Annotated in this window: 25 protein-coding genes; 14 read left to right on the top strand and 11 right to left on the bottom strand. The window is 33.0% G+C overall.

Annotation, left to right across the window (positions count from 1 at the left end):
• The first annotated feature begins 51 nt into the window (after window positions 1-51).
• Window positions 52-474: a YMGG-like glycine zipper-containing protein gene (locus NU08_RS07305; RefSeq protein ID WP_129746508.1), complete on the top strand. Its 423-nt coding sequence runs from the start codon at window positions 52-54 to the stop codon at window positions 472-474.
• Window positions 475-541: 67 nt separating this feature from the next.
• Here NU08_RS07305 and NU08_RS07300 read toward each other — a convergent pair whose 3' ends face one another.
• The 3 genes from NU08_RS07300 to NU08_RS07290 all read right to left on the bottom strand — a co-directional run bounded on the left by NU08_RS07300 (window position 542) and on the right by NU08_RS07290 (window position 4,967).
• A complete protein-coding gene (locus NU08_RS07300; protein ID WP_129746507.1) occupies window positions 542-1,114 on the bottom strand; it encodes a hypothetical protein in 573 nt (190 codons plus the stop codon).
• Between the two features lie 148 nt (window positions 1,115-1,262).
• A complete protein-coding gene (locus NU08_RS07295) occupies window positions 1,263-3,059 on the bottom strand; it encodes a hypothetical protein (RefSeq protein WP_129746506.1) in 1,797 nt (598 codons plus the stop codon).
• Between the two features lie 351 nt (window positions 3,060-3,410).
• On the bottom strand, window positions 3,411-4,967 hold the full coding sequence (locus tag NU08_RS07290) for a hypothetical protein (protein WP_129746505.1): 1,557 nt from the start codon (window positions 4,965-4,967) through the stop codon (window positions 3,411-3,413).
• Window positions 4,968-5,075: 108 nt separating this feature from the next.
• On the opposite strand from NU08_RS07290, the gene NU08_RS07285 reads away from it, so the two are divergent.
• Window positions 5,076-7,466, top strand: a complete 2,391-nt coding sequence (locus NU08_RS07285) for a penicillin acylase family protein (RefSeq protein WP_129746504.1) — start codon at window positions 5,076-5,078, stop codon at window positions 7,464-7,466.
• A 329-nt stretch (window positions 7,467-7,795) separates the two neighbouring features.
• On the opposite strand, the gene NU08_RS07280 is transcribed toward NU08_RS07285, so the two are convergent.
• The 5 genes from NU08_RS07280 to NU08_RS07260 all read right to left on the bottom strand — a co-directional run bounded on the left by NU08_RS07280 (window position 7,796) and on the right by NU08_RS07260 (window position 13,241).
• Window positions 7,796-8,239: a hypothetical protein gene (locus NU08_RS07280; RefSeq protein ID WP_129746503.1), complete on the bottom strand. Its 444-nt coding sequence runs from the start codon at window positions 8,237-8,239 to the stop codon at window positions 7,796-7,798.
• Between the two features lie 151 nt (window positions 8,240-8,390).
• Complete coding sequence (locus NU08_RS07275) at window positions 8,391-9,839, bottom strand: serine hydrolase (RefSeq protein ID WP_129746502.1); 1,449 nt, start codon at window positions 9,837-9,839, stop codon at window positions 8,391-8,393.
• Between the two features lie 370 nt (window positions 9,840-10,209).
• A complete protein-coding gene (locus NU08_RS07270) occupies window positions 10,210-11,718 on the bottom strand; it encodes a serine hydrolase (RefSeq protein ID WP_129746501.1) in 1,509 nt (502 codons plus the stop codon).
• Window positions 11,719-11,793: 75 nt separating this feature from the next.
• The gene (locus NU08_RS07265; RefSeq protein WP_242502506.1) at window positions 11,794-12,603 is read right to left on the bottom strand and encodes a helix-turn-helix transcriptional regulator; all 810 of its coding nucleotides are present in this window, start codon (window positions 12,601-12,603) and stop codon (window positions 11,794-11,796) included.
• A gap of 44 nt (window positions 12,604-12,647) precedes the next feature.
• Window positions 12,648-13,241: a GNAT family N-acetyltransferase gene (locus NU08_RS07260; RefSeq protein WP_129746500.1), complete on the bottom strand. Its 594-nt coding sequence runs from the start codon at window positions 13,239-13,241 to the stop codon at window positions 12,648-12,650.
• Between the two features lie 216 nt (window positions 13,242-13,457).
• Here NU08_RS07260 and NU08_RS07255 point away from each other — a divergent pair, with 216 nt between their 5' ends.
• Window positions 13,458-14,801 carry an FAD-dependent oxidoreductase gene (locus tag NU08_RS07255; protein ID WP_129746499.1) on the top strand — a complete coding sequence of 448 codons (1,344 nt, stop codon included), beginning with the start codon at window positions 13,458-13,460 and terminating at the stop codon, window positions 14,799-14,801.
• A 147-nt stretch (window positions 14,802-14,948) separates the two neighbouring features.
• On the opposite strand, the gene NU08_RS07250 is transcribed toward NU08_RS07255, so the two are convergent.
• Complete coding sequence (locus NU08_RS07250) at window positions 14,949-16,466, bottom strand: helicase HerA-like domain-containing protein (protein ID WP_129746498.1); 1,518 nt, start codon at window positions 16,464-16,466, stop codon at window positions 14,949-14,951.
• Between the two features lie 379 nt (window positions 16,467-16,845).
• Between NU08_RS07250 and NU08_RS07245 the strand changes: the two genes are divergently transcribed.
• The 8 genes from NU08_RS07245 to NU08_RS07210 all read left to right on the top strand — a co-directional run bounded on the left by NU08_RS07245 (window position 16,846) and on the right by NU08_RS07210 (window position 23,317).
• Entirely contained in the window at window positions 16,846-17,670 is an 825-nt protein-coding gene (locus NU08_RS07245; RefSeq protein WP_129746497.1) for a MotA/TolQ/ExbB proton channel family protein, read from the top strand.
• A gap of 43 nt (window positions 17,671-17,713) precedes the next feature.
• A complete protein-coding gene (locus tag NU08_RS07240; protein WP_129746496.1) occupies window positions 17,714-18,325 on the top strand; it encodes an ExbD/TolR family protein in 612 nt (203 codons plus the stop codon).
• A 19-nt stretch (window positions 18,326-18,344) separates the two neighbouring features.
• Window positions 18,345-18,902 carry an ExbD/TolR family protein gene (locus NU08_RS07235; RefSeq protein ID WP_129746495.1) on the top strand — a complete coding sequence of 186 codons (558 nt, stop codon included), beginning with the start codon at window positions 18,345-18,347 and terminating at the stop codon, window positions 18,900-18,902.
• Window positions 18,903-18,940: 38 nt separating this feature from the next.
• Entirely contained in the window at window positions 18,941-19,741 is an 801-nt protein-coding gene (locus tag NU08_RS07230; protein ID WP_111365904.1) for an energy transducer TonB, read from the top strand.
• Window positions 19,741-19,971, top strand: a complete 231-nt coding sequence (locus tag NU08_RS07225) for a hypothetical protein (RefSeq protein ID WP_111365906.1) — start codon at window positions 19,741-19,743, stop codon at window positions 19,969-19,971. The genes NU08_RS07230 and NU08_RS07225 overlap by 1 nt, the downstream gene beginning before the upstream one ends.
• A 2-nt stretch (window positions 19,972-19,973) precedes the next feature.
• Window positions 19,974-20,897: a PstS family phosphate ABC transporter substrate-binding protein gene (locus NU08_RS07220; RefSeq protein ID WP_129746494.1), complete on the top strand. Its 924-nt coding sequence runs from the start codon at window positions 19,974-19,976 to the stop codon at window positions 20,895-20,897.
• A gap of 16 nt (window positions 20,898-20,913) precedes the next feature.
• The gene (locus tag NU08_RS07215; protein WP_129746493.1) at window positions 20,914-22,581 is read left to right on the top strand and encodes a tetratricopeptide repeat protein; all 1,668 of its coding nucleotides are present in this window, start codon (window positions 20,914-20,916) and stop codon (window positions 22,579-22,581) included.
• 103 nt (window positions 22,582-22,684) lie between these two features.
• The gene (locus tag NU08_RS07210) at window positions 22,685-23,317 is read left to right on the top strand and encodes a 7-carboxy-7-deazaguanine synthase QueE (protein WP_066033483.1); all 633 of its coding nucleotides are present in this window, start codon (window positions 22,685-22,687) and stop codon (window positions 23,315-23,317) included.
• 80 nt (window positions 23,318-23,397) lie between these two features.
• Here NU08_RS07210 and NU08_RS07205 read toward each other — a convergent pair whose 3' ends face one another.
• Both NU08_RS07205 and NU08_RS07200 read right to left on the bottom strand, forming a co-directional pair.
• Entirely contained in the window at window positions 23,398-23,943 is a 546-nt protein-coding gene (locus NU08_RS07205) for a YfiT family bacillithiol transferase (protein ID WP_129746492.1), read from the bottom strand.
• A 16-nt stretch (window positions 23,944-23,959) separates the two neighbouring features.
• On the bottom strand, window positions 23,960-24,667 hold the full coding sequence (locus NU08_RS07200) for a class I SAM-dependent methyltransferase (RefSeq protein WP_129746491.1): 708 nt from the start codon (window positions 24,665-24,667) through the stop codon (window positions 23,960-23,962).
• A 72-nt stretch (window positions 24,668-24,739) separates the two neighbouring features.
• Here NU08_RS07200 and NU08_RS07195 point away from each other — a divergent pair, with 72 nt between their 5' ends.
• The 3 genes from NU08_RS07195 to NU08_RS22435 all read left to right on the top strand — a co-directional run.
• The gene (locus NU08_RS07195; protein WP_066033485.1) at window positions 24,740-25,234 is read left to right on the top strand and encodes a YkgJ family cysteine cluster protein; all 495 of its coding nucleotides are present in this window, start codon (window positions 24,740-24,742) and stop codon (window positions 25,232-25,234) included.
• Between the two features lie 98 nt (window positions 25,235-25,332).
• Entirely contained in the window at window positions 25,333-26,568 is a 1,236-nt protein-coding gene (locus NU08_RS07190) for an ABC transporter permease (protein WP_129746733.1), read from the top strand.
• Window positions 26,569-26,716: 148 nt separating this feature from the next.
• A partial coding sequence (locus NU08_RS22435) for a hypothetical protein (RefSeq protein ID WP_207214060.1) occupies window positions 26,717-26,917 on the top strand: 201 nt, incomplete at its 3' end.

Here is a 26,917-nt window from a genome sequence, read left to right as displayed (position 1 = left end):
TATAACAGATATTTCGTAATTTGTAATGTATAATTTTAAAATTACAAGATCATGAAAGGCTTATATATTTTATTGACCGTGATATTTTTAACTTCTTGTCAACAACAAAACAAAGAAGATATAAATAAAGCCAAACAAGCCAGCATTGATTCAATGAAAGTCGAGATTAACAAACAGCGTGTTATCGATTCGATGAAGACTGAAATGGCAAAATTAAACGAGGAAAAAATCGAAGCTCAAAAAGAGAAAGTTGTTGTAGTGCATCAGCAAGATGCAACAGCTGCACCAGCTAAAAAGAAAGGTTGGAGTGCAACTGCTAAAGGCGCTGTAATTGGTGCTGGAGTTGGAGCTGCAACGGGAGCTATTGTTAGTAAGAAAAAAGGAGAAGGTGCCATTATTGGTGGTTTGGCTGGAGCTGCCTTAGGAACAGGAACAGGAGCTGTTATTGACAGTAAAAACAAAAAGAAAGAATAGTAAATTTATATATTAAATAAAAAATGGCAGTCGTTTTACTTGACTGCCATTTTAATTAAGTGCTTTTTCATTTAGATTCTAATAGATATTCTCTTCCGCAAGAGTCAACATATTTAAGCAACTCGAGTTTGTCTTCATTATTGTACCATAATTTAAAATAAGATTTGTCTGGAAATTGATATTCATCCCAAACAATTCCAGATCCCTGATTACCAGTTTGATTGCCAATTAAATTCAATACTTTATTACGTTTCATGCCTAATTTAATTTTGCAAAAATCGTTTATAGTAATTTTTTCAATAACTGATTCTGAAGTTTGATATCTAAAAGGTCTAAAGTTTTTATTAGATGAATCTAATTTGTATTCTTTTGCACAAGCATCAATAAAATACATTTGAATTAGTTTATCATTTTTGTAAATCAGTTTCATTTTGCATTTATAGTCTAATTTATAAACAAAACTAGATCTTACTTTTTGGTATGATGCACCAATGATTTTTTCTGCATCAGTACGTTTTATGCCAATTTCGATTTTGCAAAAATCAGAAAGTTTCAAATTGTTAGAGAAGGAAGGGTAAGTTGAAAATAAAATCAAAACAAAACATTTTAAAATATGTTCTTTAGCATAAATCTTTTTCATAAATTGAATTTTAAAAAGTAAAACGAGTTTAAAAAATATTGTGTTGTAACCTGCAAGTTATTAATTCTGATATGTAAAAATTGATTTTTTTCCATTTCATTAAAAAAAACAAACCCCAAAATTATTTTATAATTTGGGGTTTTCAATTTTAAACCAACTCTGAAACGGGAATTTTTATACCAACTAATTCTGATTTACAAGAATCGAGTTGACCAAGATGACCCTTAAAGACTGACGTCGATTCAAATAAATTTTTATAATACTCAATTCCATCTAACAGGTTAGATTTAAAAGAATTCCACTTTTTAAGCTGAGCTGAGGTAAGTTCTTCAGAAACAGATTGAATTTCATTTCTAAAATAACTGATATACATTTTAAGCTCTTTTATAAACAAGTTTGGGCGCTCAGTTCTAATAACTGATTTTCCTTGATAGATATGCTGGATCATTTCTTTTAAAGACACTTCCTGATCAAAATACGCCAAGTTTGGTCCGGGGCAAATTACTACGCCTTGTGCCTGACCTTTTATTTTAATGTTGTTTTCTAGATAAGAAGCATTTGCCAAACCAACGCACAGACACGATTTCTCAGTAATTTTAATTTTGCTTTTTTCAAATTCATCAGTAGATAAAGAATCCTTTTTTGCCTCTAATTCTTCCAGTTTTATATCTTGATATTTTTTTGAAGCTGTGCAAATTCCGTGCGGATCGTATTCTTTGCTTAAAGCTAAAAATTTCTTCGGGCATGAACTTCCCGCTTTATTCTCGTGAATTCGTTTTTGCTTTAAGAATTCGTTTGTAGTTCCTTTTAAAGTATTGAATGGAACTCCCAATGGAGAAATATTGCTTAAATAAAAATCATCTTCTTTGGCATTCATCAATAAATTGCGAGTTTCTTTATCTACAGATGTCGCTTCAGGAACTAATAAAAATGGCGAACCCCAACCAACAGAATCAACATTATATTCGTCTAATAAAAACTCATGTTCTGCCGCTGTTCCAACACCACCTTGAACGGTAATTTTCAATTCTAAAGGATTTTCTGGAAAATGCTGATTTTTTGCCTGTAAAGCTTTAATCATTAATTCGTGGGCAGATTGTATCAATTGATCTTTTTTCTGCTTGAATTCTTCTAAAATAGTACCCAGAAGAAGTCCATCGGTTGCAAAAGCGTGTCCGCCGCAGTTTAATCCTGATTCGATTCGATATTCTGAAACCCAAAGACCTTTTTTAGCCAAGAAATTTCCTTGAATCATTGCCGATCTAAAATCGCTTACTTTTAAGATAATTTTCTTTCTAAGCTCGTTGTTTTCATTCGGAAAAAAATCTTTGAAGTTTTCGAAGTAGCCAAATAATCTCGGATTCATTCCTGCAGAAAGTACCACAGAAGATTGTAAATTGCTATTTGCAAAACCCCTTAAAGCCGCATGTGCATCATTAAACTCAATTGGAAGCTGTTCGTTTTTGATGAAATTATCTTTGTCCAATTTGGTCATAATATTGACGTCAATTTCTCCAGGAAAAAGATGAGATTCGATATAATTCTGAATGTTCTCTTTAAAAGCGATTCCGTCATCCAGTAAATTCTGAAATCCCTTTTTAATATCAGAAGTATTCGGCAGCATTGACATGAAATTTTCTAAAGCCGTTTTGCTTTCCGCCAATTCTATTTTGAAATTTTCGAATTTCTCTTTTACAATCTTATCGACTAAATTTAAGTAAGAGGTAATTCTTTCAGCACGATAGTCATGAAATTTTTGAGTAATTTCTTCGTATGGAATATTGAATTTAGTGCTATAAAAATTACGCATCTTTTCAATCAGATCATCATCAGCGAGAGCAATAACAGATGAAATTCCGTATTGGGCTACTCGAATAGGACTGTCAATGGTATAAGCAAGTCCCATTACTGGAATATGAAAAGTATGCAGATTATTTTTTGTCATTTGTATTCGGATTAAAATAGAAACAAATGAAAAAAAATATTTTGGCCTAAAACCTGATAAATGTCAGGTTTGCAGATTGGTTGCCACGAATTACACGAATTAACACGAATTGATTTTTTTTTTTAATGTTATGCCTTCTGGTTTTTCAGAATGAAAAAGATATGGATTACTAATCATAAAAATATAGCCCGCGGTTTCAACCGCGGGAAACGCATTGCGAGGAACGTATTGTGGAAATCCGTTGTGTTCCTGCGGTTGAAACCGCAGGCTATGTTGCCAGAAAGATTTTAAAAAATAATTCGTGAATTGCTTCGCCTGTTCGCTATCGCTTGAGCCGTGGCAGAAAAAAAATTAAATCAAAATCTTCTTCAAAGATTCTGCAATGCTTCTCCACAAAAGATTGTAGAACGATCTATCTTGAAGCCGCTCTACTTCGACTTCTGCGGTTTTGGCTCCATCTTTCGAATCATTTTTGACTAATAAATTGGCGACTGCCGTTTTAAGTTTTGCCTCTTTTTCTGGTTTATTCTTTTTATACAATTTGACTTTAAGATCATCATAATCTAAAGAAGCATTTCCTTTTGATCCATTATCGTTTCCGTAGAAATTAAAACGGTATTTATTGAAAGTTCCAGTAAACGTAGTGTTGATGTACGGTTTGGTGAATCTTGTCATGGCGCCAACATCGAAATTTGAAATTACACCTTGAATATGAAATCCGTCGCTTTTATCTAAAACATTAAAACTCCAATCGACATCAAGAGGAGAATTTTTCATAAAAATACATTTGACTTTGATTTTTACATCATCCGTTTTTTTTAACCCAAAACCACTTTTCAGATTAGTTGCTTGCAAATTAAAACGATCAAATGTAAGTACTCCCGGACCATCAGCAAAATCAAGTTCTTCTTCGTAAACCAATTTTGATTTTAAAACTTGCAATGTGTCAATCTGAAGCGGAAATTTCAGATTTCGCAGTAAATGATTGTAAAGATATTTTTTGCTTGGATCATCTTTCAACATTTTTCCGCGGTAAATATTGGCGTCAAAATGATTGATCACAAGCGAATTGGCTTTAAAATAAAATTGATTGTTTTTAAATCCCCAATCCATTTTTGCAACTTGAGCCGAGTCAAATTTTAAATTGTAAATGTCTTTTTCTTTATCAAGACGTTTTACAAATTCGTATCGCTCAAATTGAGGAAGATTTGAGAAATTATTAATCTTTAAAAAATTCTTTTCGGTACTTATTTTTCCAATATTGATGTAATAGAAACCATTTGGCCTGTAAAACAAACTGTCGCAAACTAGAGCGTACTTTTCATATCGAATCGGAATTTTTTCTTTTAAAGTAGCATCTGTAATTAAAATGCCTTCTAGTTTTAGAAGGATTTTTTTTACGCTGAAAATTGGTTTTTCTGTATCTAAAGAAACAACATCAACAGATCCGTCGTTCAGGTAAATATTAGAAACGGCTATAATTTTTCGGAACGGATCAATAATTTCTTTCTCAATGCTTTTACTGTTATTGATTAATTTTTCGCCTTTTTTGTATAAAATGATTCGTGGTTTATTAATAATGATACTCTCAGCTTGAATGATGTCACGAAAAGCCAAATCCCAAATGTTGAAGTGTTTTATGGTGACGGATTCGATTTTTGAAAAAAGCCCATTTTTACTGTCTTTAGGCTCGTTTTTCGGACTTACAAGCAAAGTCTGGGCATTAATATTTCTAGAAAAAAGAGAAACTTCAATTTTTTCATAATTGATATTATATGCGGTTTTATTTTTTTCGTGAATAATGATTGGAAGTTGTTTTTTGATCCAGTAATTCAATCCGACATTGGCGAGAATTACTATTACAAAAAGAGAAATTACTACAATCGCTATTTTTTTATAGATTGACATTTATAGTATTAATTTTAAATACATAAATTTAGAGTTTTAAAGACGATTGTCTCTTATAAAATTTTTTAGAAAAATTACATTATTACAAATTTCATCCTCTTTCAGAATATGAGAATAATTAAAAAAATCCTGTTGGCCTTATTGGTTCTTATAGTAATTCTTGCGATTGGTTTGTGCGCTTATATTTTTCATTTAAAGCCTAAATATGAAGGCTCATTAGAATTAAAAAATCTTGAAAAAGAAACAACGGTCTATTTTGACGATTTTGGAGTGCCTCATATTTATGCAGATTCTGAAAAAGATGCCATGACAGCACTTGGTTATGTGCATGCACAGGAACGATTGTGGCAGATGGAATTGTTACGCCGTATTGCTCCCGGTCGTTTGTCTGAAATTTTTGGAGGAGTTGCACTTAAAAACGACAAATTTTTTGCCGGAATTGGAATTGAAGAAGCTTCGGCGAAAGCCATTGCGAAATTGGACAAAAACAGCGAAAGCTATAAACTGACTCAGGCTTATCTGGACGGAATTAATCAGTATTTGGAGGAAGGAGTTACGCCCATAGAATTTACTTTGGTTGGCGTAAAAAAGCAAAAGTTTACTATAAAAGACGTTTATAATATTTTTGGTTATATGTCTTTTAGTTTTGCGATGGCTCAAAAAACAGACCCATTATTGACAGATATTAAAAATAAATACGGTGCTGCTTATTTGAAAGATTTGGGTATTGAAGGAGAATTTAATAATACCAGAATTAAAATCTCAAAAGAGAAAACTGAAGAATACACTGAGATTTCAAAATCTATAACTGAAATGTTGGATCAATCTCCGATTCCGCCATTTGTTGGAAGCAACAGTTGGGTTGTTGGGCCTCATAAATCGAAAACTGGAAAAGTTATTTTTGCAAATGATCCGCATATCGGATTTTCGCAGCCTGCAACTTGGTATGAAGCGCATATTGTAACACCAAAACATGAATTATACGGCTGTTATTTAGCAGGAACTCCATTTCCGCTTTTGGCTCATAACAGAGATTACGCTTACGGTTTAACGATGTTCGAAAATGATGATATCGATTTTTATCAAGAAAAAAATAAAGCTGATGATGCTTCTCAATATCAGACTCCGATAGGTTTCGGTAAATATGAAATCAGAAAAAAAACGATAAAAGTAAAAGATTCTTCAGATGTAGTTTTGGAAGTTAAAATTACGCGTCATGGTCCAGTTATGAATGATTTTATCGATCGTTTGGAAAAGAAAAATCCGATTGCAATGTCTTGGACATATACAAGAGAGCCGATTCAGATTTTAGACGCGGCTTACGGTCTTTCTCATGCTAAAAACACTACGGATTTTAAAAAGTCTGTGAGTTTAATTGCTGCGCCTGGATTGAATGTAATGTATGGTGATGCTAAAGGAAATGTGGCTTGGTGGGCGAGCGGGAAATTGTACAGACATAATGAAGACGTTAATACACATTTAATTTTAGACGGTTCAAGCGGAAAAGATGATATTACTAAGTTTTTAGATTTTGAAGAAAATCCATCAGCTGAGAATCCAGCTTGGGGATATGTGTATTCTGCCAATAATCAGCCTGAAGCTATAGATAATGGCTATTTATATCCGGGATATTATCTGCCAGAAGATCGTGCGAAAAGAATCTCAGGAATTTTAGATGCAAAATCTGATTGGGATAAGGAAGCTATCAGTAAAATGATTTATGACAATACTTCTGATGTCGCTGTTGAGGTAGTAAAAAACTTAATTGCAAGTTTAGACAATAAACCGCTTTCGTATAATGAAAAAGAAGTTTTGGGAGTTTTAAAATCTTGGAAAGGAACAACAAATACAGAAGATGTTGCGCCAACGATTTACAACAAATGGATTTACTTGTATCTGAAAAATACATTTGAAGATGAAATGGGCGAAGACAATTTTAATTTATTTTTGGGAATTTCTCTAGGGAAACAAGTCATCGCGAACCAAATTAAACATGAAAATTCGATTTGGTGGGATAATATCAAAACAAAAAATGTGAAAGAAACGAGAACAGATGTTGTTTCAAAATCATTTCACGATGCTGTTATTGCTTTGCAAAATCAGTTAGGAGAAAATATTGCAGAATGGAATTGGGGGAAAGTACATACCGTAGAACACGAACATCCATTAGGAAAAGTCAAAGCGCTTCGCGGACTGTTTAATGTCGGTCCGTTCAATTCTCCAGGTTCAAATGAAGTAATCAATAATTTATTCTTCGGATTTAATGACGAAGGAAAATATTACACCAAAGGCGGACCTTCAACCAGAAGAATTGTCGATTTTGCAGATGTAGAAAACAGTTGGAGTATTTTGCCAACAGGTCAATCTGGAAATCCTTTCAGCAAACATTATAGCGATCAAGCTGAAATGTACAACGCAGGAAAGTTCAGAAAAATGAAACTGAATAAAGACGAAATCGTAAAAACATCCACCAAACTAGTTTTGAAACCGAAAAAATAATTTTTGGTTTCAAGTTTCAGGTTTGAAGTTTCAAGTTACAATCTTTGTCAAAGTTTAAAAGCAAGTAGTAAAGGGCTTTGATAAACGATAAATTTAAAGTTGGTTTGCGTATTTTTGTCATTTCGACGAAGGAGAAATCTCCGTGAGAAGCTCGACAAAGATTGGACTTTCGTTACGGAGTTACTTGTGGAGATTTCTCCTTCGTCGAAATGACAAGGATTGTGTTTTTTATTTAAAGCTAAAGTCCCTTATCTATTTGATTTCAAATTTTGACAAAGATTAAAAAAACTTAGAATCTTAGTATCTTAGTATCTCAGAACCTTAGCATCTTATTTAGAAACATATTTCCCTTTCACAATATCATCAGCAAAAATGTTCAGATTATTAATAAGCACTTTGTTGTTGGTCATAACATTTTGTGTTTGATAAGCAGTGTCTTTTTCGTAAGCTTTTAATAAAGTTTCCAATTCAACTTCGTCAAAAACAACAAAACTATTGTAGATCGCATCTCTGAAATTTTTGTAATTAATGCTCTGCGTAATTTCAATAGCTTTTTGTTCGTTCCAACCTTCTTTTGCCGAAGCCTCATTTATTTTTGAAAGGCAGAAATCAATCACATGATTTTTATAGCGAGTTGCCTCAACAATTCTGTCTATTATAATTTTGTTCTGCTGACTTGGCATCAGTGGCTGACTGTTTTGAGATAAAGATTTAGAAGAAATAAAAAGGCATAACAATACAGCTAAGTAACTGTGATTTTTTAGATTTTTCATAGGTAATTAAGTTATTTTGGTTGAGCTAAAATAGTATTTTAAAAAAATAATTCACCGGATTTGGATGTCCCAAGTTGTAACAAAAAAGCTCCGAAAAAATAGATTTTATATCTACTTTTTCGGAGCCACTTTAATATATAATTGCCTGCTTTTATTTTTTAGAAAGCTCTTCCAAAACTTTTTTCCCGCCTTCATTTGTAGGATCCAATTCAACAGATTTTTTATAGTTGACCATTGCTAATTTTTTGTCTCCGTCAGCCAAATATGCTTCGCCTAAACTGTCATAAACATTTCCTGATTTTGGGAACGCATCAACATTGATTTTGAAAACTTCGATAGCTTCTTTCTTTTTTCCAGTTTGCAATAATTGATATCCAACTCTATTCATGTCACCTTCTTTAATGGCATAAGTTGGATCGCTTTTTAGCTTTTTGTAGGCTTCTGTTCCAGCCGTTGCACCTTTTTCATTATAAATATCTAATAAATCAAGAGCCAACGATTTTTTTGGCTGATTAAATGGCTGATTGTATAAAATGGCACGAATTGCTGTATTCATTTCTCCTAAAACAGTTCCACCAGTGTTATTCAATAAAACAACAAGATTTTTGTCTTTAGGAATTCGAGAAATAATGGTATTAAATCCGTTGATACCACCTCCGTGCTCAACAACAGTCAATTTATCGTTTCCGTTTGGCACTTCATAAGTTGACCATCCATATCCGTAGAAACCATTCCATGCTTTAATGTAAGGTTTGAATAAAGATTCAATTGATTTTTCAGAAAGCAATTTATTGGTATAAAGCGCTTGATCCCATAAATATAAATCTTCTACAGTAGAATACAAAGATCCAGCGGCGTACGGAATACTCATGTCAATATAAGAGGCATTGACAATTTTCTTTCCTTCTTTTTCATAACCAGCGGCTCTGTTTTTTATAATAACTTCACTATGATCATAACCTGTATTAACCATTTTTAAAGGCGTAAAAATCGTTTCCTGTAAATTCTGCTCGTATGTTTTGCCTGTAATTTTTTCGATAATGTATCCTAATAAGAAATAACCCGAATTACTGTAATTAAACTTTTCCCCTGGAGCGAAATCTAGCGGAAGACTAGAAAATGTCTTTACAAACGCTTCTGGAGTATAAGGGTTTTTTGCTTTATCTCTAAGGAAATTTGGCGCGTTAGTATAATTTGGAATTCCAGAGGTATGAGTCAATAAATGATGAATCGTGATTTTGCTTCCATTTTCTTTTGGATAATCTGAAAGATAAGTTGTAATTGGAACATCTAGTTTGATTTTTCCTTCTTCTGCCAGTTTTACAATCAAAAGAGCGGTAAATTGTTTGCTGATGGAACCCAATCTGAATTTAGTATCAGGCTGATTCGGAATATTCCATTCCATGTTGGCAGAACCGAAACCTTTTTTGAAAATTACTTTTCCATTTTCTGCTACCAAAGCAGAACCGTTAAATTGTCCGTATTCGTTATATTTGTTAAGAAGCTGTTCAATTTGCTGTGCTTTATCTTGGGCAAAAGTGCTAAAGGAGGAAAACTGAAAGGCAACAAAAAGTGCAATAAGTTTGATTGATTTTTTCATAATGAATTGATTATGGTTTAAGATTGGTGAAAATGATTCGCTTTTTGATTGATGATTGAAACTTTGCAACAAAAAGATATTCAGTGTATTAATCAAAAATATGATTTTTTTACGGAATAAATAGATGTCTTAAAACTTTAGACGATTGATTTGCAATTTGGTTTCAACAAAAAGTTGTTTTTTTTATTTTTTTCAGAATATAAAAAAGTAGAGCACAGACCTGTTGCTTTAAAACTAGGTCTATGCTCATAACTAACAAATATTTTTAATGCTATTAAGCAGTCAAAATTTTACTTATGTACAATAATAAAAGGATAAATAATTTTAGCATGTTTTCAGATTAAAGTTAATATCTGATTGAAGTGGAAAATTATTTTGTTTCGATATCGACTATTTTTCTACCGTTTTCTCCGAGATAATGCACCACAATATTTTCGTAAACTTTATAGCCGTCATCGACATTGGTAAAAATTACCAAACCCTGTTTCGTTTTGGGAAGCAAAATAAAGATAGTCTGAACGCCTTGATCTGCGCCGCCATGAGATAGAGCATAGTTTTCATTTCCTAAATCGTAGATTTCAAAACCTAAACCAAAATATTTGTTCTTTTTGGTCTGAACTTGATGCGAAATCATATCTTCAAAAACTTTTTTGCTTAATCCTTCGCTATTTATAACGCTCGATAAAAATCTGCCATAATCTCCAATCGTGGTCAATAAATCATCGGCTGCATTTGCCGATTTATTTTTAGTTGGTTCGTAAGCATTGCCGTTTTTGTCATAATTGATGGCATATCTCGAAAGATCTATTTTATCATTCCAGATCAATTGAGAATCGGTCATTTTTAAAGGTTCAAAAACTAATTCTGAAGCCAATTGATCTAATGTTTTGTGGAATTTTTTCTCGAGAGCTTTTCGCAAATATTCAAATCCTTCTCCAGAATACTGATATTGAGTCCCAGGCTTAAATTTGAAATCTAATTTTTTAGATTCATTAAAAGATCTCCAATTTGGAAAACCCGTTTGATGACTCAAAACAATTCTCGTGGTCAGTAATTTTAAATAAGGATCTTTTGCAATGTCAGGATCAGTCCAATATTTATAAAGCGGTTCGTCCAAATCCCATTTTCCGGCACTTACTAATTTTAAAACGGTTATAGCAGTTACAGGTTTTGTTAGCGAAGCCACGTTCCAAATTGTATTATATGGTGCAGAAATGCCTTTTTTGAGTTCGCCAAAAACTTTTACCTGTTTTAGTTTTCCGTCTGCAATAATTCCAATTCCCAAAGCTGGAACATTATTTTCGTTAAGCCATTTTTCGGTTTCCTGATCATTGTCAAAAAGATTTGATATGCCAGCAGTAGAACTTGTCATTTGATGATTATAACTCAGCGATCTGGCCAATTTCCATTCTTTATTTTTTAAAAGCCATAAATGGGTAAATTTGGCAAAACTTCCAGCTTGTTCTTTATTTCCAACAGAACTTTCGTAAAAACGATGCGTTCCCATTTGAATGGCACCATATAAAACACCATTTTTATATAAAGGATAAATTTCGGTACTTCCGTCTATTAATTCTCTTCGATAATTATATTTTCTTGTTGGAGAACAGATGCCATTTTGAAACGTTTTTAGAAATCGTGCCTTATCAGAAACACTGTCTTTATCGTGGTAAAATTCAAAATCTTCCGTATAAAGATTTTCAAATTGTTTTACATCGCAGGTATTAAAACCAATGTTGAAAAGAAGACTGTCTTTTGACATAATGGTTTTATATAAAGCTGAACTTTTTTCCTCCTGAGAAAATCCAAGTTGGATTTGGAAGAATAAAATTCCAATTAAAAGAGATTTTAACTGAAAAAAGAATTGATTGATTTTCATTGTGATTGATTATTGATTGATGATTCTGCAAAAGTAAATCAATCAAAACTCACAAAATTGTACAAATGCGAAAACTTATCTTTTATGAGAAAGAAAATACGAATCGGGATCGAACGTTTTTGGCGTAGTTTTAGTCACATCTTTAAATTTTTTGATAAAATGCGACTGGTCAAAATATTTACTGTAAAGTGCAACATCAGTCAGTTTTAGTCTTTCTAAATCAGAATTCACCATTTGATCGACCGATTTTCTGAATTTCAAAATCTGAATATATTTTTTAATCGTTAATCCAGTTGCTGTTTTAAACTTAATTTGAAGTGAGCGTTGAGAAGATTTTAAAGTGTCGCTAATTTCTGAAACAGTGACTTCTTCTTTGTTTTTAATAATTTCGCAGATTTTTTCAATGGTATTTTTTTCTGAATTTGAATCAGATAAAGCTTCAAAATAGCTATTTATTGTATTTAAAATCATTTCAATATCAGAATCAATCTGAATTTTAAAAGGCAATTCCTCAGGATTAATTTTGATAATAGAATCGGTAAAATCACTTAAATCATATTTCGGAAACATTGAAAGTGTCCAAGTATGCAGTTGAGTAATGATAACTTTAGTTTTTGGCTGTATATTAACCAAAACTTTATTAGTCATTTGAGAACAAAAGTAAACACCTTCGTTCATCTCATATATGGCTTTACTCGTATGAACTTCGATGGAATTTCCATTTACAAAAGCTAGATTGAAACATCCGTTTGGCAGAACAAGTTTGTTTTCGATCAGACTTTCGCCGATGCTGTTGTCTAAACACCAGATTTTGTTGACGAATCGCTCCGTTTTAGGATTTACATAATGTTCAGAGTATAACTGCATTTTAGTCTGTGATTTCATAATTTAAAATCGCAGACTAAAATACAGTTTTTCTGGGTTATTGTTTAAACAAACTCCCTGAAATTATCTCGTTTAACATTCTGCCATTCCTCCAAAATAATACTGTAATAAACATCATCTTTACTTTTTCCTTCAGAATCGACATAATTGTTTCTAAAAAGACCTTCTTTTAGAGCGCCCAGTTTTTCAATTGCTTTTTGAGATCTTAAATTTTCAAGATCTGCACTGAATTGTATTCTTCGAAATTTAATATTTTCAAAACCAAAATTCAATAGTTCATATTTGCATGCTTTATTTAAACCAGTTCCCTGAAAATCTTTGCCGTACCAAGTCCAGCCAATTTCACATTTTTGGCTTGCGTGATTCAAATAGCCATAACGAGTACTTCCGGCAACTCTATTTGTAGCTTTATCTATAATAAGAAATGGATAACAAATTCCATCAGCTTTTTGTTGTAATGTACTTTTTATATAGTTTTCAAAATCTTGATTGTTTCGGATATACATTCCCATATACTTCCAGATTTCATCATCAAAAATAATTTCATTGAGTTCTATATTTCTTTTGCTTTCAAACGGAACTAAAAGCACTTTTTCATTCTCTAATATAATGTCTGACTGTAGAATTTCGCTGTTCATGAATTTTGAGTTTAACTTATGGAAATATTTTAATACAAAACTAATTGTTTAATTTCTGCAAATAAATTTAATAAAATAACATTTTGTTATATTTTTAAATTATTGAGAAACGGGATAAATCTTCGGGAATCATTATTTACAACATTTGTTCGTTTATTTTAAGGCTCATGTATAATTATTAGTTATTTTTACGACCCAATATTAGATTTTCCCTCGATGCAAACATCATTAAAAATTGCAGTTGTTGGTTCAGGACTTGTAGGGTCACTTCTGGCAATTTATCTTAAAAGAGCGGGTCACACCGTTCATGTCTATGACCGTAGTCCCGATATTAGAAATATAAATTTTTCTGGACGTTCTATTAATTTAGCAATGTCAAACCGTGGCTGGAAAGCTCTGGATGCAGTAGGCGTTGGCGATTCAGTTAGAGAAATAGCAATTCCGATGGATAAACGCGCCATTCATTTGGTAGATAAATTAAATTTTCAGAATTACGGACAGGAAGGCGAATCTATATATTCTATCTCAAGAGGAAAACTAAACAGAAAAATGATCGATCTTGCTGAAGAAGCTGGAGCCGAATTTCATTTTGAACAAAAAGTTTGGGACGTTACTTTGAGCGATGCGACACTTCATATTGGTGAGAGCGAAAGAGGCGAGTGGGAAGAAAGAAAGTTCGATATGGTTTTTGGTGCCGATGGCGCTTTCTCTAGAATCCGTCACAGAATGCAGCGTCAGAGCATGTTTAATTATTCTCAAGAATTTTTGAATATGGGCTATAAGGAATTAAATATTCCAGCCAATCCAGATGGAACACATAAGTTAGATAAAAATTCATTTCATATTTGGCCGAGAGGCGAGTACATGTTAATTGCACTTCCTAATCTTGATGGAAGTTTTACATGCACTTTATTTATGCCTTTTGAAGGAGAAAATTCTTTTGAATCATTAACCGACCGCAAAATGGTTGAAGATTTCTTCGAGAAAAATTTCCCAGATTCGATAGAAGTAATTCCAGAATTGGCAAATGATTTCTTTAAAAATCCGACAAGTACTTTGGTTACCATGAAATGTTTCCCTTGGACTTACGAAAATAAGATTGCTTTAATTGGAGATGCTTGTCATGCCATAGTTCCGTTTTATGGGCAAGGTATGAATGCTGGTTTTGAAGATATCACTGTTTTGAGCGAAATGATTGAAAAGTACCAAGACGATTGGAAGAAAATATTTTCGGAATATCAGATCTCAAGAAAGCCAAATGCAGATGCCATTGCTGAGCTTTCGTATAGAAATTTCTTAGAAATGAGTACCAAAACAGCTGATGAAAAATTCTTGCTGCAAAAGAAAATAGAAAAAGTCTTTTCAGACAAACATCCAGACAAATGGATTCCGCTTTACAGCCGTGTTACTTTTAGCGACCGTCCTTATGCCGAAGCTTTGGCAATCGGAGATTATCAAAACGGAATTATGGAAGAGGTTCTTAGAATGGAAAATATCGAAAACATCTGGGATGGAGCAGAAGTTGAAAATAAGATTTTGGAGCTCCTACAGAAAGCATAAATATTTTAAACCATATAAGTTAATATAATGCTTTGTGTGTAGTAAACCCGACAGGTTTTTAAAACCTGCCGGGTTTGGTATTTAGTGGTTTAATATAATTAGACATATAAAATTAAATGAACTTATATAACTTATATGGTTTAAGTTTTATTTCTTAAAGATTTTGGTCAATACACCAAAAACACCTCTTATAAAAGTAGCGCTTGTTACCACTTTCAGAACAGATTTTGTGACAACTTCTGTAGTGCTAGGTCCTGATTTTGATGTTTTAGCTGGAGCTTGTTCTTCTTGCTGAGTTGCAGCTTCTGCAGCATCTGCTAGTTTTTTGTTTAAAATTTCAAAAGCACTCTCGCGATCAATTTCCTCAGCGTATTTCTTAACTAATTTCGATTTGCCGTTTATTTCGTCAATTTCGGATTGAGATAAAACATCCATTCGGCTCATTGGTGCACGCATCATAGTAGCAACAAGCGGAGTTGGAATACCTTTCTCGTTTAATGCTGTTACTAAAGCTTCACCGATTCCTAAACTCGTTAGTAATTCATCTGTTTTATAATAAGGTGAAGTAGGGTAGTTATCTGCTGTTTTTTTAATTGCCTGACGATCATTTGCAGTAAAAGCTCTTAGCGCATGCTGAATCTTTAGTCCTAATTGAGCCAAAACACCACTCGGAACGTCCATTGGATTTTGCGTAACAAAATAAATTCCGACACCTTTAGAACGAATCAGTTTTACTATTGTTTCGATTTGTTCCAGAAGTGCTTTGCTGGCTTCATTAAAAATTAAATGTGCTTCGTCAATAAAGATTACCAGTTCAGGCTGTTCCGCATCTCCCTTTTCTGGCATCTTCTGATAAATTTCGGCCAAAAGACTTAACATAAAAGTCGAGAATAATTTTGGTTTATCCTGAATATCCGTCAAGCGGATGATATTTACATAACCCTTTCCGTTTTCATCAATGCGCATTAAATCATCAGTTTCAAATGATAATTCGCCAAAAAACAAATCGCCGCCTTGCTGTTCTAGTTCAATAATTTTTCTAAGAATTGTTCCTGTTGTAGCCGTTGAAATTTTTCCATAACTAGCAGCTATTTCGTCTTTGCCTTCCTCAGTAATATAATTGATTACTTTTTTAATGTCTTTCAAATCCAATAAAGGCATTTGGTTATCATCACAATATTTAAAGATAACTGCTACGACTCCTGCCTGCGTATCATTCAAATCTAAAATTCGCGAAAATAAAACAGGTCCAAACTCAGAAACTGTAGCACGAAGGCGAACTCCATTTTGTTTAGATAAAGACATCAATTCAACAGGAAATGCTGCTACATTATAAGGTATATTAATTTTAGCATGACGTTCTGTAATAAAACCTTCTTCTTTACCTTCTTTGGCAATACCACTGAAGTCGCCTTTAATATCCATCATCAATACAGGAATTCCCGCATTAGAAAGCTGTTCAGAAAAAACTTGAATTGTTTTGGTTTTTCCTGTTCCGGTTGCACCAGCAATTAACCCGTGACGATTTAAAGTTTTTAACGGAATTTTGACATGTGCTTCTGCAATTGGCTCACCATCAAGAATTGCACCTCCAAGTATGATGCTGTCGCCCTTAGATGAGTACCCAGTTTTTATGTCTGCAATAAAATTCTCTTTTTTATTCATGTTTTTATTTGTAATTTAGATTGTTATGAATATTGCTTTGTTTTTGGGCGCTTTTTATGTGGTTTTTTTTAGTAAGAAAAAGCTTTTTTTGATTGAAAATTTAATAAAAAAAAAATTCTCAGCTTTTTAAGAAGATATCAAAGGAATCTTTGAATATTTACTAAAACGTTGTAATTTTTCTAATTATCGTCCTTTTTTTTGTTTTATCTAAAAAATGATGTCAGCAAATTAATGAGATATTTTTTAATTTCAAGTTAAATTTCGGTCAATTAAATTAAAAAAAGTTTTTTTATTTAAACTAAACGTATAAATTTGCTCCTCTACAAGTTAAATATAACTAAAAAATAAAAATTATTTAAAACTATTAAAATTAAAAAAAATGGCAAACGTTAAAGTTAAAAAAGAAAGCACTTCAAATGGGGGAGGATTGATTACGGGAATCATTATTGTTGCGTGTATCATAGTAGGGGTGTTTATTTGGAAAGTAATCATGGGGAATCCAGCTAACTTTGAAGGAGGAAACTCTGAGACAGGTCACCCAATCAATACTTTAGGGATGGTGTACAAAGGAGGTTTCATTGTACCAGCATTGTTAGGTATGCTTTTAATGGTTGTTGTTTTTTCTATTGAAAGATTTATTGTTATCGGTAAAGCTGCAGGAAAAGCTAACCTTGACAAATTCATGAAAAGTGTTCAAGGAAGTATTAAAGAAGGAAACATCGAAGCTGCTATCGCTTCTTGCGACAAACAACAAGGTTCAGTTGCAAACGCAATTAAATCAGCTTTAGTAAAATACCAAGATGTTAAGAAAGAAGGATTCAACAGCGAAGAAGCTTCAGAAGTAATCCACAAAGAAATTGAAGAGGCAACTTCATTAGAAATGCCAATGTTAGAGAAAAACATGACTATTATCTCTACTTTAGTATCTTTAGGTACATTAGGAGGATTATTAGGAACTGTATCTGGTATGATTAAAGCGTTTGGTGCGTTAGCTTCTGCTGGTACTCCTGACCAAGCTGCTCTTGCAACAGGTATCTCTGAGGCACTTATCAATACTGCTACAGGTATCTCTACTTCTATCTTAGCAATTATTTCTTACAACTTCTTTACTGCTAAAATTGACGATTTAACTTACTCTATCGATGAGGCTGGTACTACTATCGTTAATACTTACAGAAAATTCAGAGGAAGTTTAAGACAATAATTAATTTTTGATATTTTTTATCAAAAAAATAAAATAAAAGATAATGGCTAAAATTAAAATGAAAAAGAAGTCTACATCGACAGATATGACTGCGATGTGTGACGTAGCGTTCCTTTTGCTTACGTTCTTTATCTTAACCGCTACTGCTAAGGTGCCTGAGGCATTACCTGTAGATATGCCTGCTTCTGTTGCGATAAGTAAACTGCCAGATACTGATTTGGCTATTATTACAGTAGGAAAAGGGAAAGTATTTTTTGACATCAAAGGAAGAGAAGTTCGTAAAAGAACTCTTGAGGGTATGGGTGCAAAATATGGTATTGAATTTTCAGAAGAAGATAAAACCAAATTTGCTCTTATGGATGATTTTGGTGTGCCAATTACAGGTTTAAAGCAAATCATTGGTATGAAAGCGGCGGAAAGAACCAAAGCAAACCAACCTGGAATTCCTTTGGATTCATTAGATAATCAATTAAAAGAATGGCTTCTAATTTCTAGAAGAGCTACAATTGATTTAGATGACAAAGAATTGCAGATTGCGATTAAAGGAGATGCTAAAGAAGAATATCCAAAAATCAAAAAGATTATGGATATTTTGCAAGATCAGAAAATCAATTCCTTTAACTTAGTTACAGGTAAAAGAGGAAGAGACTTTTAATTAAAAAATATACACTAAGATGGCTGAATTAAATACCGGCGACGGCGGTGGTGGTAAAGGTGGTAAAGTAAGAAGTAAAAAGCAGAATTCGAAAGTCGATTTAACAGCGATGGTGGATTTGGCATTCTTATTGATTACATTCTTTATGTTAACTACTTCGTTGTCAAAACCTCAATCGATGGATTTATCATTGCCTAATAAAGATGATAACGAAAAAGATGCTAAGGATACTAAGGTAGACGAGAATCGTACTATGACAGTAATGTTAGGTGGCGATAATAAAATGGTTTACTATATGGGGTTATTGGCAACACCAAAAGTGGGACCAAAAGACATTGCATATGGTAAAGATGGTATTCGTAGAGAATTACTAAAACAAAAGAAAAATGTTTTGGCTTATTCTGCAGCTTTAGGGAAACCTAAAAACGGAATCATTGTGATCATTAAACCAACTAAAAAATCAAATTATCGTAATTTGGTTGATATCTTGGACGAAATGGCTATCACTGGAGTTGATACGTATGCGATTGTTCCTGAGTTTACACCAGAAGAAGCAAAAGTGATAGATAAAAAATAAGAGCGATCTTAGTTTTATCGACTTAAAAATCAAGAAGTATGAAATTAGATATTATAAAAAATCAGTGGCTTGATATCGTATTCGAAGGACGTAATAAGATATATGGAGCATACGAGCTGAGAAAATCAAACGGAAAAACAACTGTGAAAGCACTTGTTATTGGTTCTCTTATCTTTAGTGCTGCTGTTGCTGCTCCTCTTATTGCGAGTTTGTTGCCAGACTCTACAGAAGAAGAAGAGGTTAAAGAGGTTAAGATGGCCGCGGTAAAATTACCTCCTAAAAAAGAGGAAGTTAAGCCTAATATGCCACCGCCACCGCCACCACCACCAAAAGTGGATCAGGTTAAATTCGTTAAACCTGTGGTTGCAAAAGCGGAAGAAGTAACTGAAGACCCACCAAAAATTGTTGATTTAAAAGACAAAAAAGTTGGTGCTGAGACTATCAAAGGAGATCCAGATGCAGTTTTAACTGTTGATGAGCCAGTTGGAAAAGGACCAGTAGCAGAGGTGGTACAAGAAGATAACACTGTATATAACACAGCTGGTATCGAAGTAAAACCAGATTTCCCAGGAGGTATAGATAAATTCTACAAATTCGTAGGAAACAACTATAAAACTCCAGAAGAAGAAGGTTTAAAAGGTAAAGTTTACGTTACGTTTGTAGTTGAAAAAGACGGGTCATTAACAGATATTAAAGTTTTAAGAGATATCGGTTATGGTACAGGAGCAGAAGCAATTCGTGTTCTTAAAAAATGTCCAAAATGGACTCCCGGCGAGCAAAATGGTAAAAAAGTTAGGGTATTATACTCTCTTCCTATTACTATTCAATCTGCAGAATAATGTTAAAAGATATGCTTAATAATATTCAGAAGAAATCGCTCAAAGAGCGATTTCTTCTTGTTTTAGGAATACTGTTTTTTTTAATTTATCTTGTGCTCGGTTTAATGATTATGTTTTGGGAAAAACTTCCGCTAAACATGGAATGGAAATACAGATATGCCTTTGGTGGATTGCTAATTGTGTATTCGGGAATAAGATTTTTAAGATTAATTAATTCAAAAGAAGAATAATTATGTTGAAATATAGTAAGGCTTTGGGTTTGGTTGTTTTTGTCTTTTTGTTTGCCATGTGCAACCAAAAAAGCAAAAGTGAAACTGAAAAAGAGACCATTTTGAAAGGATCACTTGATATTGCGGTTGACGAAACAGTTAAGCAAATTGTAGACGATCAGGTTGCTGTTTTTGAAGGTACTTACTATAATGCAAAAATTACGGTTAAGCCAAAATCGGAAGCTGAAGTAATTAATGATTTATTAAATCAAAAAGCTAAAGTTGCAATTACGACTCGGGATCTTACTGCAGAAGAAGTAGCTCGTTTTGACAAAAGCAAGATTAAGCCAAGGGTAACTCCTTTTGCTCATGACGCTATTGCCTTTATTTCGAGCAAAAGCAATAATGATACATTAATCGCGTTGAAAAGTGTGATTGATTTCATGCAAGGTAAAACAGATGGTAAAATTAAAGGCCTAGTTTTCGATAATCCTAATTCAAGCACTGTTCGTTACATGAAGGAATTAGCGAAGGTGAATGAAATACCTAAAACAGGAGTTTTCTCATTTAAAACAAATAATGAAGTAATCAAATTTGTTTCAGAAAACGATGGAATGATTGGTGTTATTGGTGTAAATTGGTTTTATCAGCCAACACCTGATATGACTGAAACGATTAATAAGATTAATGTCCTTTATGTTAAAGGCTTAAATAGTAATGAATATTATAGTCCTACTCAAAATGACTTAGAAATTGGAAAATATCCTTTGGCACGTGATTTGTTTATTATCAATTGTCAAGGTTATTCAGGACTTGGAATGGGCTTTGCTTCATTCATTGCAGGGGATATCGGACAGCGTATAGTTTTAAAATCAGGACTGCTGCCATATAAAACTCCAGGACGAAAACTAAAGATTAGAAGTGAAATTATAAAAGATAAAGAATAAATTAATTACAATAAAGATGAATAAATTTAAAATTTTTAGTCTTGCATTAGTTGCTTCGGCTACCGCGGCAAAAGCGCAAGATATCAACCAAGCAAAGAAGGCAATTGATGCTGAGCAATTTGATAAAGCAAAAACAATCCTTAAATCAATCATCAAGAGTAAACCTTCAGATGGGGAAGCAAATTTTGTTTTAGGAAATGTTTATTTAAACCAATCTGTTGTCGATTCTGCAAAAATCTATTACAATAATGGATTACAGGCTTCAGATAAGAAAAACTTAAACTATATTGGATTAGGACAATTAGATCTTGATGCTAAGAATAGTGCAGCCGCTCAAGCTAATTTTGCTTTAGCAACTAAAGACATGAAGAAAAAAGATGTAAATGAATTTATTTATATCGCTAGAGCTTACATGAATTCTGAAAATCCAGATTATAAAAATGCTACTGAAGTTTTAAAAAGAGCTTTATTAGTTGATCCTCAAAATGCACAAGCATTATTAGCAATTGGTGATGCTTACTACGGAGCAAACAACCAAAATGATGCTTATAAAGCTTACCGTGATGCTTTTACTGCTGACAATACTTTGTTGAGAGCGAAAATGCAATTAGGAGTTTTATTAAAAGGGGCTAAATCTTATGACGAAGCAATTAAGTCATTCAATGAAGTTATCGCATTAGATGCTAACTACGGGCCAGTTTACAGAGAGCTTGCTGAAACATATTACAAATGGGCAAGAAACAAGCCTTCTACTGCTAAAGTTAACTTGCAAAATGCAATTACAAATTATGAGAAGTACTTAAGTTTAACAGATTACTCTCTAGATTCTAAAATGCGTCACGCAGATTTCTTGATCTTGGTAAAAGATTACAAGCAGTTAGAAACTGTTGCAAACAAAATGATTGCACAAGATAAAGTAAATCCAAGAATCTACAGATATTTAGGATATGCCGCTTACGAAAACGGAAACGTTGATGTGGCTATTAAATCTATTGAAGATTTTATTAAAGCTCCAGGAAACAAAGTTATCGGAAGAGATTACTATTACTTAGGTTTAGCTAAAATTAAAAAGGGAACTGGAGCTGATGGTACGGTAAATCAAGCGGCTTTTGACTCTGGTTTGGCAGATATCAAAAAAGCGATTGAATTAGAGCCTCTAGTAGTTGAAGAATTCGCAGATTTTGGAAAAGAATTATTCGGTAAAAAGCAATATGCGCAAGCTGCTTCTATTTTTGAACTTGGAGCAAACAACCCTGAGTCTAAAAATTACTTAGATGACAGTGTTTATTATGGAATTTCTTTATACTATGGTAATGCTAGTAAACCAAAAGAAAGCCGTGATGCTGTTGCTTTAGGAAAAGCAGATGCAGTTTTTGATAAAATTTTAACTACAGCTCCTAGCTATGATGAAGCATATTTATATAAAGCTAGAATCAACTCTTTATTGGACAAAGATGATTTGATCATTAAAAACTACGAAGAGTATGTTACTAAAATTTCAGCTAAAGGTGCAGAAGAAGTGGCTAAGCCAGCTGTAACTAAGAAATTTATTGAAGCTTACAACGGCATTGGTGCAGCTTATGCTAATACAGATAAAGCTAAAGCTATTGAATATTTCAATAAAACTTTGGTTTTAGATCCTGCAAATTCTTATGCTACACAATCTATAAAAGCTTTAAAATAATTAGAAGATTTTAAAGAGAATAAAAAGAAACCGATAGTTCAAAAAACTATCGGTTTTTTGTTCCGTATATTATTGACTATCTTTGCACTCTTAAAATAGTATAATGTTACCAAAAGAAATACAATTAGAAGTAAATAAAGGAGCTATGCTTCCTTTGATGGAAGAATTTTATACCATTCAAGGAGAGGGTTCACATACAGGAAGAGCGGCTTACTTTATTAGAATTGGTGGATGTGATGTGGGATGTCATTGGTGCGATGTGAAAGAAAGCTGGAATGCCGAGATTCATCCTCCAACGAAAGTAGATTTAATTGTTGAAAATGCTGCAAAATACGCTGATACAGTTGTTGTAACTGGCGGAGAACCTTTGTCTTGGGATATGACGCTTTTGACAGAACGTTTAAAAGAGAAAAATTTAAAAGTGCATATTGAAACTTCCGGCGCTTTTCCGTTATCCGGAACTTGGGACTGGATTTGTCTTTCACCAAAAAAAAATAAGCTTCCAACGCAAACAGTGTATGACAATGCTCACGAGTTAAAGGTGATCATTTACAATAAACACGATTTTATTTTTGCCGAAGAGCAAGCAGAATTAGTAAATGATAATGCAATTTTATTCCTTCAGCCAGAATGGAGCAAAAAAGAAGAAATGACTCCGCTTATTGTTGATTATGTTATGAATAATCCAAAATGGAGAGTTTCGTTGCAAACGCATAAATATCTTAATATTCCGTAAAACAAAAAAATCTCTTCATGTGAAGAGATTTTTTTGTTTTACGGAAGTATACAAACTGTGTAAAAAGTAAACAGATTTTATTATTTCCAATTTTTATATTTTTTCAAAGTGGTAATGTGCGCCAAATGATGGTTTCCGTGCCAAGCATACATTCCGATCATTCTTTTAAGTTTGATTTCTGAATTATCAGCAGGATGTACAAAGGTTTTTTCTAAATCAGATGTTGATAAACTTCGCATGATATAGCCTAATCTGAAATGAAGTCCTTTTAATAGATCTAGAGTTGGTTGGATTGGCATTGTCAGATTGTCGCTTAATTCAGACCAAAGCACTTCGTCATAAGGCTTAATTACAGGATTGTTTTCTGTTAAAGCCCATTTTAGGCGAACATAGCAATTCATATGGCTTTCGGCACAATGATGAATAACTTGTCTTACTGTCCATCCGCCAGGTCTATAAGGAGTATCCAGTTGTTCGTCGGTTAAATGAATCGTTTCTTTTGCTAGTTTTTCAGGGAGAGTTTCAATTTCTTTGATTTTTTCAGAAAGATATTCTGTAGAATATTGTTCTGGCGCTGTAAATTTCCCTATAGGATATTTTAATTTGTCTAAATCTAGTTCATTCATGGTTTTATGGTTTATTTTAAATGGAAAGTTTAGCTAAGTAATCGTAATGTTCTCCTTCGAGAATAAGCTCGCAGTTAAGACCGTTGGCAATTGCCGCATTTTGAAGCGTATTATAATCCAAATACAACCAGTCAAAAGGTTCTTCTTTTTGTCCTTTATAGCTAATGTTAAAAACAAGCTCACCGTAATAATCATTATCAGACGGAATCCATTTTCCGCCGTCTTCATCTTCATCAAACATATAAATGATGTCAGAACTGTCAATTAAAATTTGTCCACCAGGATTTAAAAGGGATTTTAATTTAGATAAATATTTGTTGCAGTTTTTTAGCTGGCCAAAAATCCCTGTTCCGTTCATTAGAAGTAAAATTGTGTCAAATTTTTCTCCTTCAAAATCTAAAATATTTTCAACTTTAGCATTTTTTATTCCTCTAAGACGGCAGGTTTCAACTGCTTTTTCTGAAATATCGATGGCGGTTACATCTAGACTGCGTTCATTTTGCAATGATAAAGCGTGACTTCCCGCGCCACATCCTACATCTAATATTTTTCCTTTAGCTAATTGCAAAGCCTTTTGCTCAATTTTAGGCATTTCATTATAAGTGCGGAAAAGATATTCAACACTCATTTCGTCTTCTTCAGAAATCGAAGTTTCGGTGATAATATCTTCAGGCGAGTTTTTGGTGTAAAAATCAAATATTGCTTTCCCAAAAAGATCTTTCATTGTTTTAGTTCAAAGTTTAAGGTTTCAAGTTCAAAGTTGTTTAATTTTGCAAATCAACTTTAAATATTAAACTTGAAACAGATTTTAAATAACTTAAGTAAGTTAGCCAAAGATAAGCATAACGAGAATAAAAAGTATTTCGATAAGCTTAAAAAGAAACCGCCAAAAAATTTAGATTACATTATGCAGGATTTGCACGATGCTGAATTTAAGAAAACGGATTGCTTAAAATGTGCTAACTGCTGTAAAACAACGGGGCCATTATTTACTTTGGCAGATATCGAGAGGATTTCAAAACATTTTAGACAAAAGCCACAGCAATTTATTGATCAATATTTGCGAATTGATGAAGATAAAGATTATGTTTTGAAAAGTGTTCCCTGTACTTTTTTGGATAATGAAAACTATTGCATGATTTATGATGTTCGTCCAAAAGCCTGCCGAGAATTTCCACACACAGATCGAAACAAATTTTATCAGATTTCAAACTTAACTTTGAAAAACGTCGAAATTTGTCCAGCGGCATATAATATAGTAGAAGAAATGAAAAAGAAATTGCCTTTATAAATCAAAACAGGCAATTGTTTGCAAGAACATCTCAATTTTCCTTTTTAAGATGTACTTTTGAGAAAGGAATGATTAAACAACCCAAAGAAACTGATAATTTGAATTTAGAATATTTTATAGCCAAAAGACTTATCACTGCAAAAGATTATAAAAGCAGTATTTCGGCGCCTATCATAAAAATTGCTATTTCTGCAATTGCAATTGGAATTATTATGATGATAGTCTCCGTGGCGACAGGAATAGGTTTACAGAAAAAGATTCGTGACAAAGTTTCGGCATTCAATGGTCAGATTATAATTTCTAATTATGATAATAATAATTCAGAAGTTACAACAGTACCAATTTCGAAGAAACAAGATTTCTATCCCAATTTTAAAACGGTTCCAGAAGTTAGCCATATTCAGGCAGTCGCAAGTAAAGCTGGAATTATAAGAACAGAAAATGCATTCGAAGGAATCATTTTCAAAGGAGTTGGAGCAGATTACGATTGGAACAATATAAAAGAATATATTGTAGAAGGTAAATTGCCAGATTTTACTAAAGCATTGAATGAAGATGTTATTGTCTCAAGATTTCTGGCAGATCGCTTAAATTTGAAAATAGGAGACGAGTTCAATACCTTTTTTATAAAAGAAGAACAAGGCAAACTGCCAAATAGTCGCCGATTTAAAATTGCAGCTATATTTAATTCAGGTTTCCAAGATTTTGATGCTACTTATATAATTGGTGACATTCGACATATTCAGAGAATCAATAAATGGAATGAAGATCAAATTGGGGCATTTGAGATTTTTGTCAAAGATTTTAATGAAATAAAAGCTGTAGGGAATAAAATTTACGAATCAACTTCGTCTAATCTCGATACAAAAACCATTGTAGAAAAATATAGTTATATTTTTGACTGGCTTCAATTATTTGATTTTAATATCGTCATCATTCTAGGGGTTATGATTTTAGTTGCTACAATCAATATGGTAGTGGCACTCTTGGTTCTTATTTTAGAAAGAACCCAAATGATAGGAATTTTGAAATCGATGGGGGCAAATAACTGGTCAGTCCGTAAAATATTTTTGTATAACGCCTTTTACTTAATTCTGCGCGGATTGTTCTGGGGAAATCTAATAGGCATTTCAATTCTATTGATCCAGCAGCAATTTGGAGTAATCCAGCTCAATCCTGAAAATTATTATGTGAATCAGGCTCCAGTCTATCTGAATTGGATTTATATACTCTTATTAAACTTGCTAACTATTACTGTCTGCTTTTTGGTGTTATTAATTCCTTCATATATAATAACGAAAATATCTCCAGTAAAAGCCATCCGCTTCGATTAGATAATAGAACTAAATACAATGACCCGACAGTTTTCCAAAACCTGTCGGGTTTATTTTTTCTATGCATATATGCAGAAGACCATCCTGTAATATTATATAGGTATATTTTGCCATGCTGAGCGGAGCCGAAGCATTCAAAGTTTGGTAATTGGAACTTTATCATTCCATCTTTAATGTTTATCGGGAGCTTTTTCCCGCTATGCGCTTCAATCTTTTTGGGCCGAACCCCGGCCCAAAAAGGATTTCCGCTCCTATCGGGGCTAAGAAAGCGGTTTCAGGAGAGGCGTTTGGGAAAATGGAAGATTTCGGAAGCATGAAAAAACTTTTGAAAAAGGCGCCAAATGCTGAA

The organism is Flavobacterium anhuiense, from assembly GCF_004151235.1.
GTDB lineage: Bacteria > Bacteroidota > Bacteroidia > Flavobacteriales > Flavobacteriaceae > Flavobacterium > Flavobacterium anhuiense_A.
This window is presented reverse-complemented; position numbering and strand designations above follow the sequence as displayed.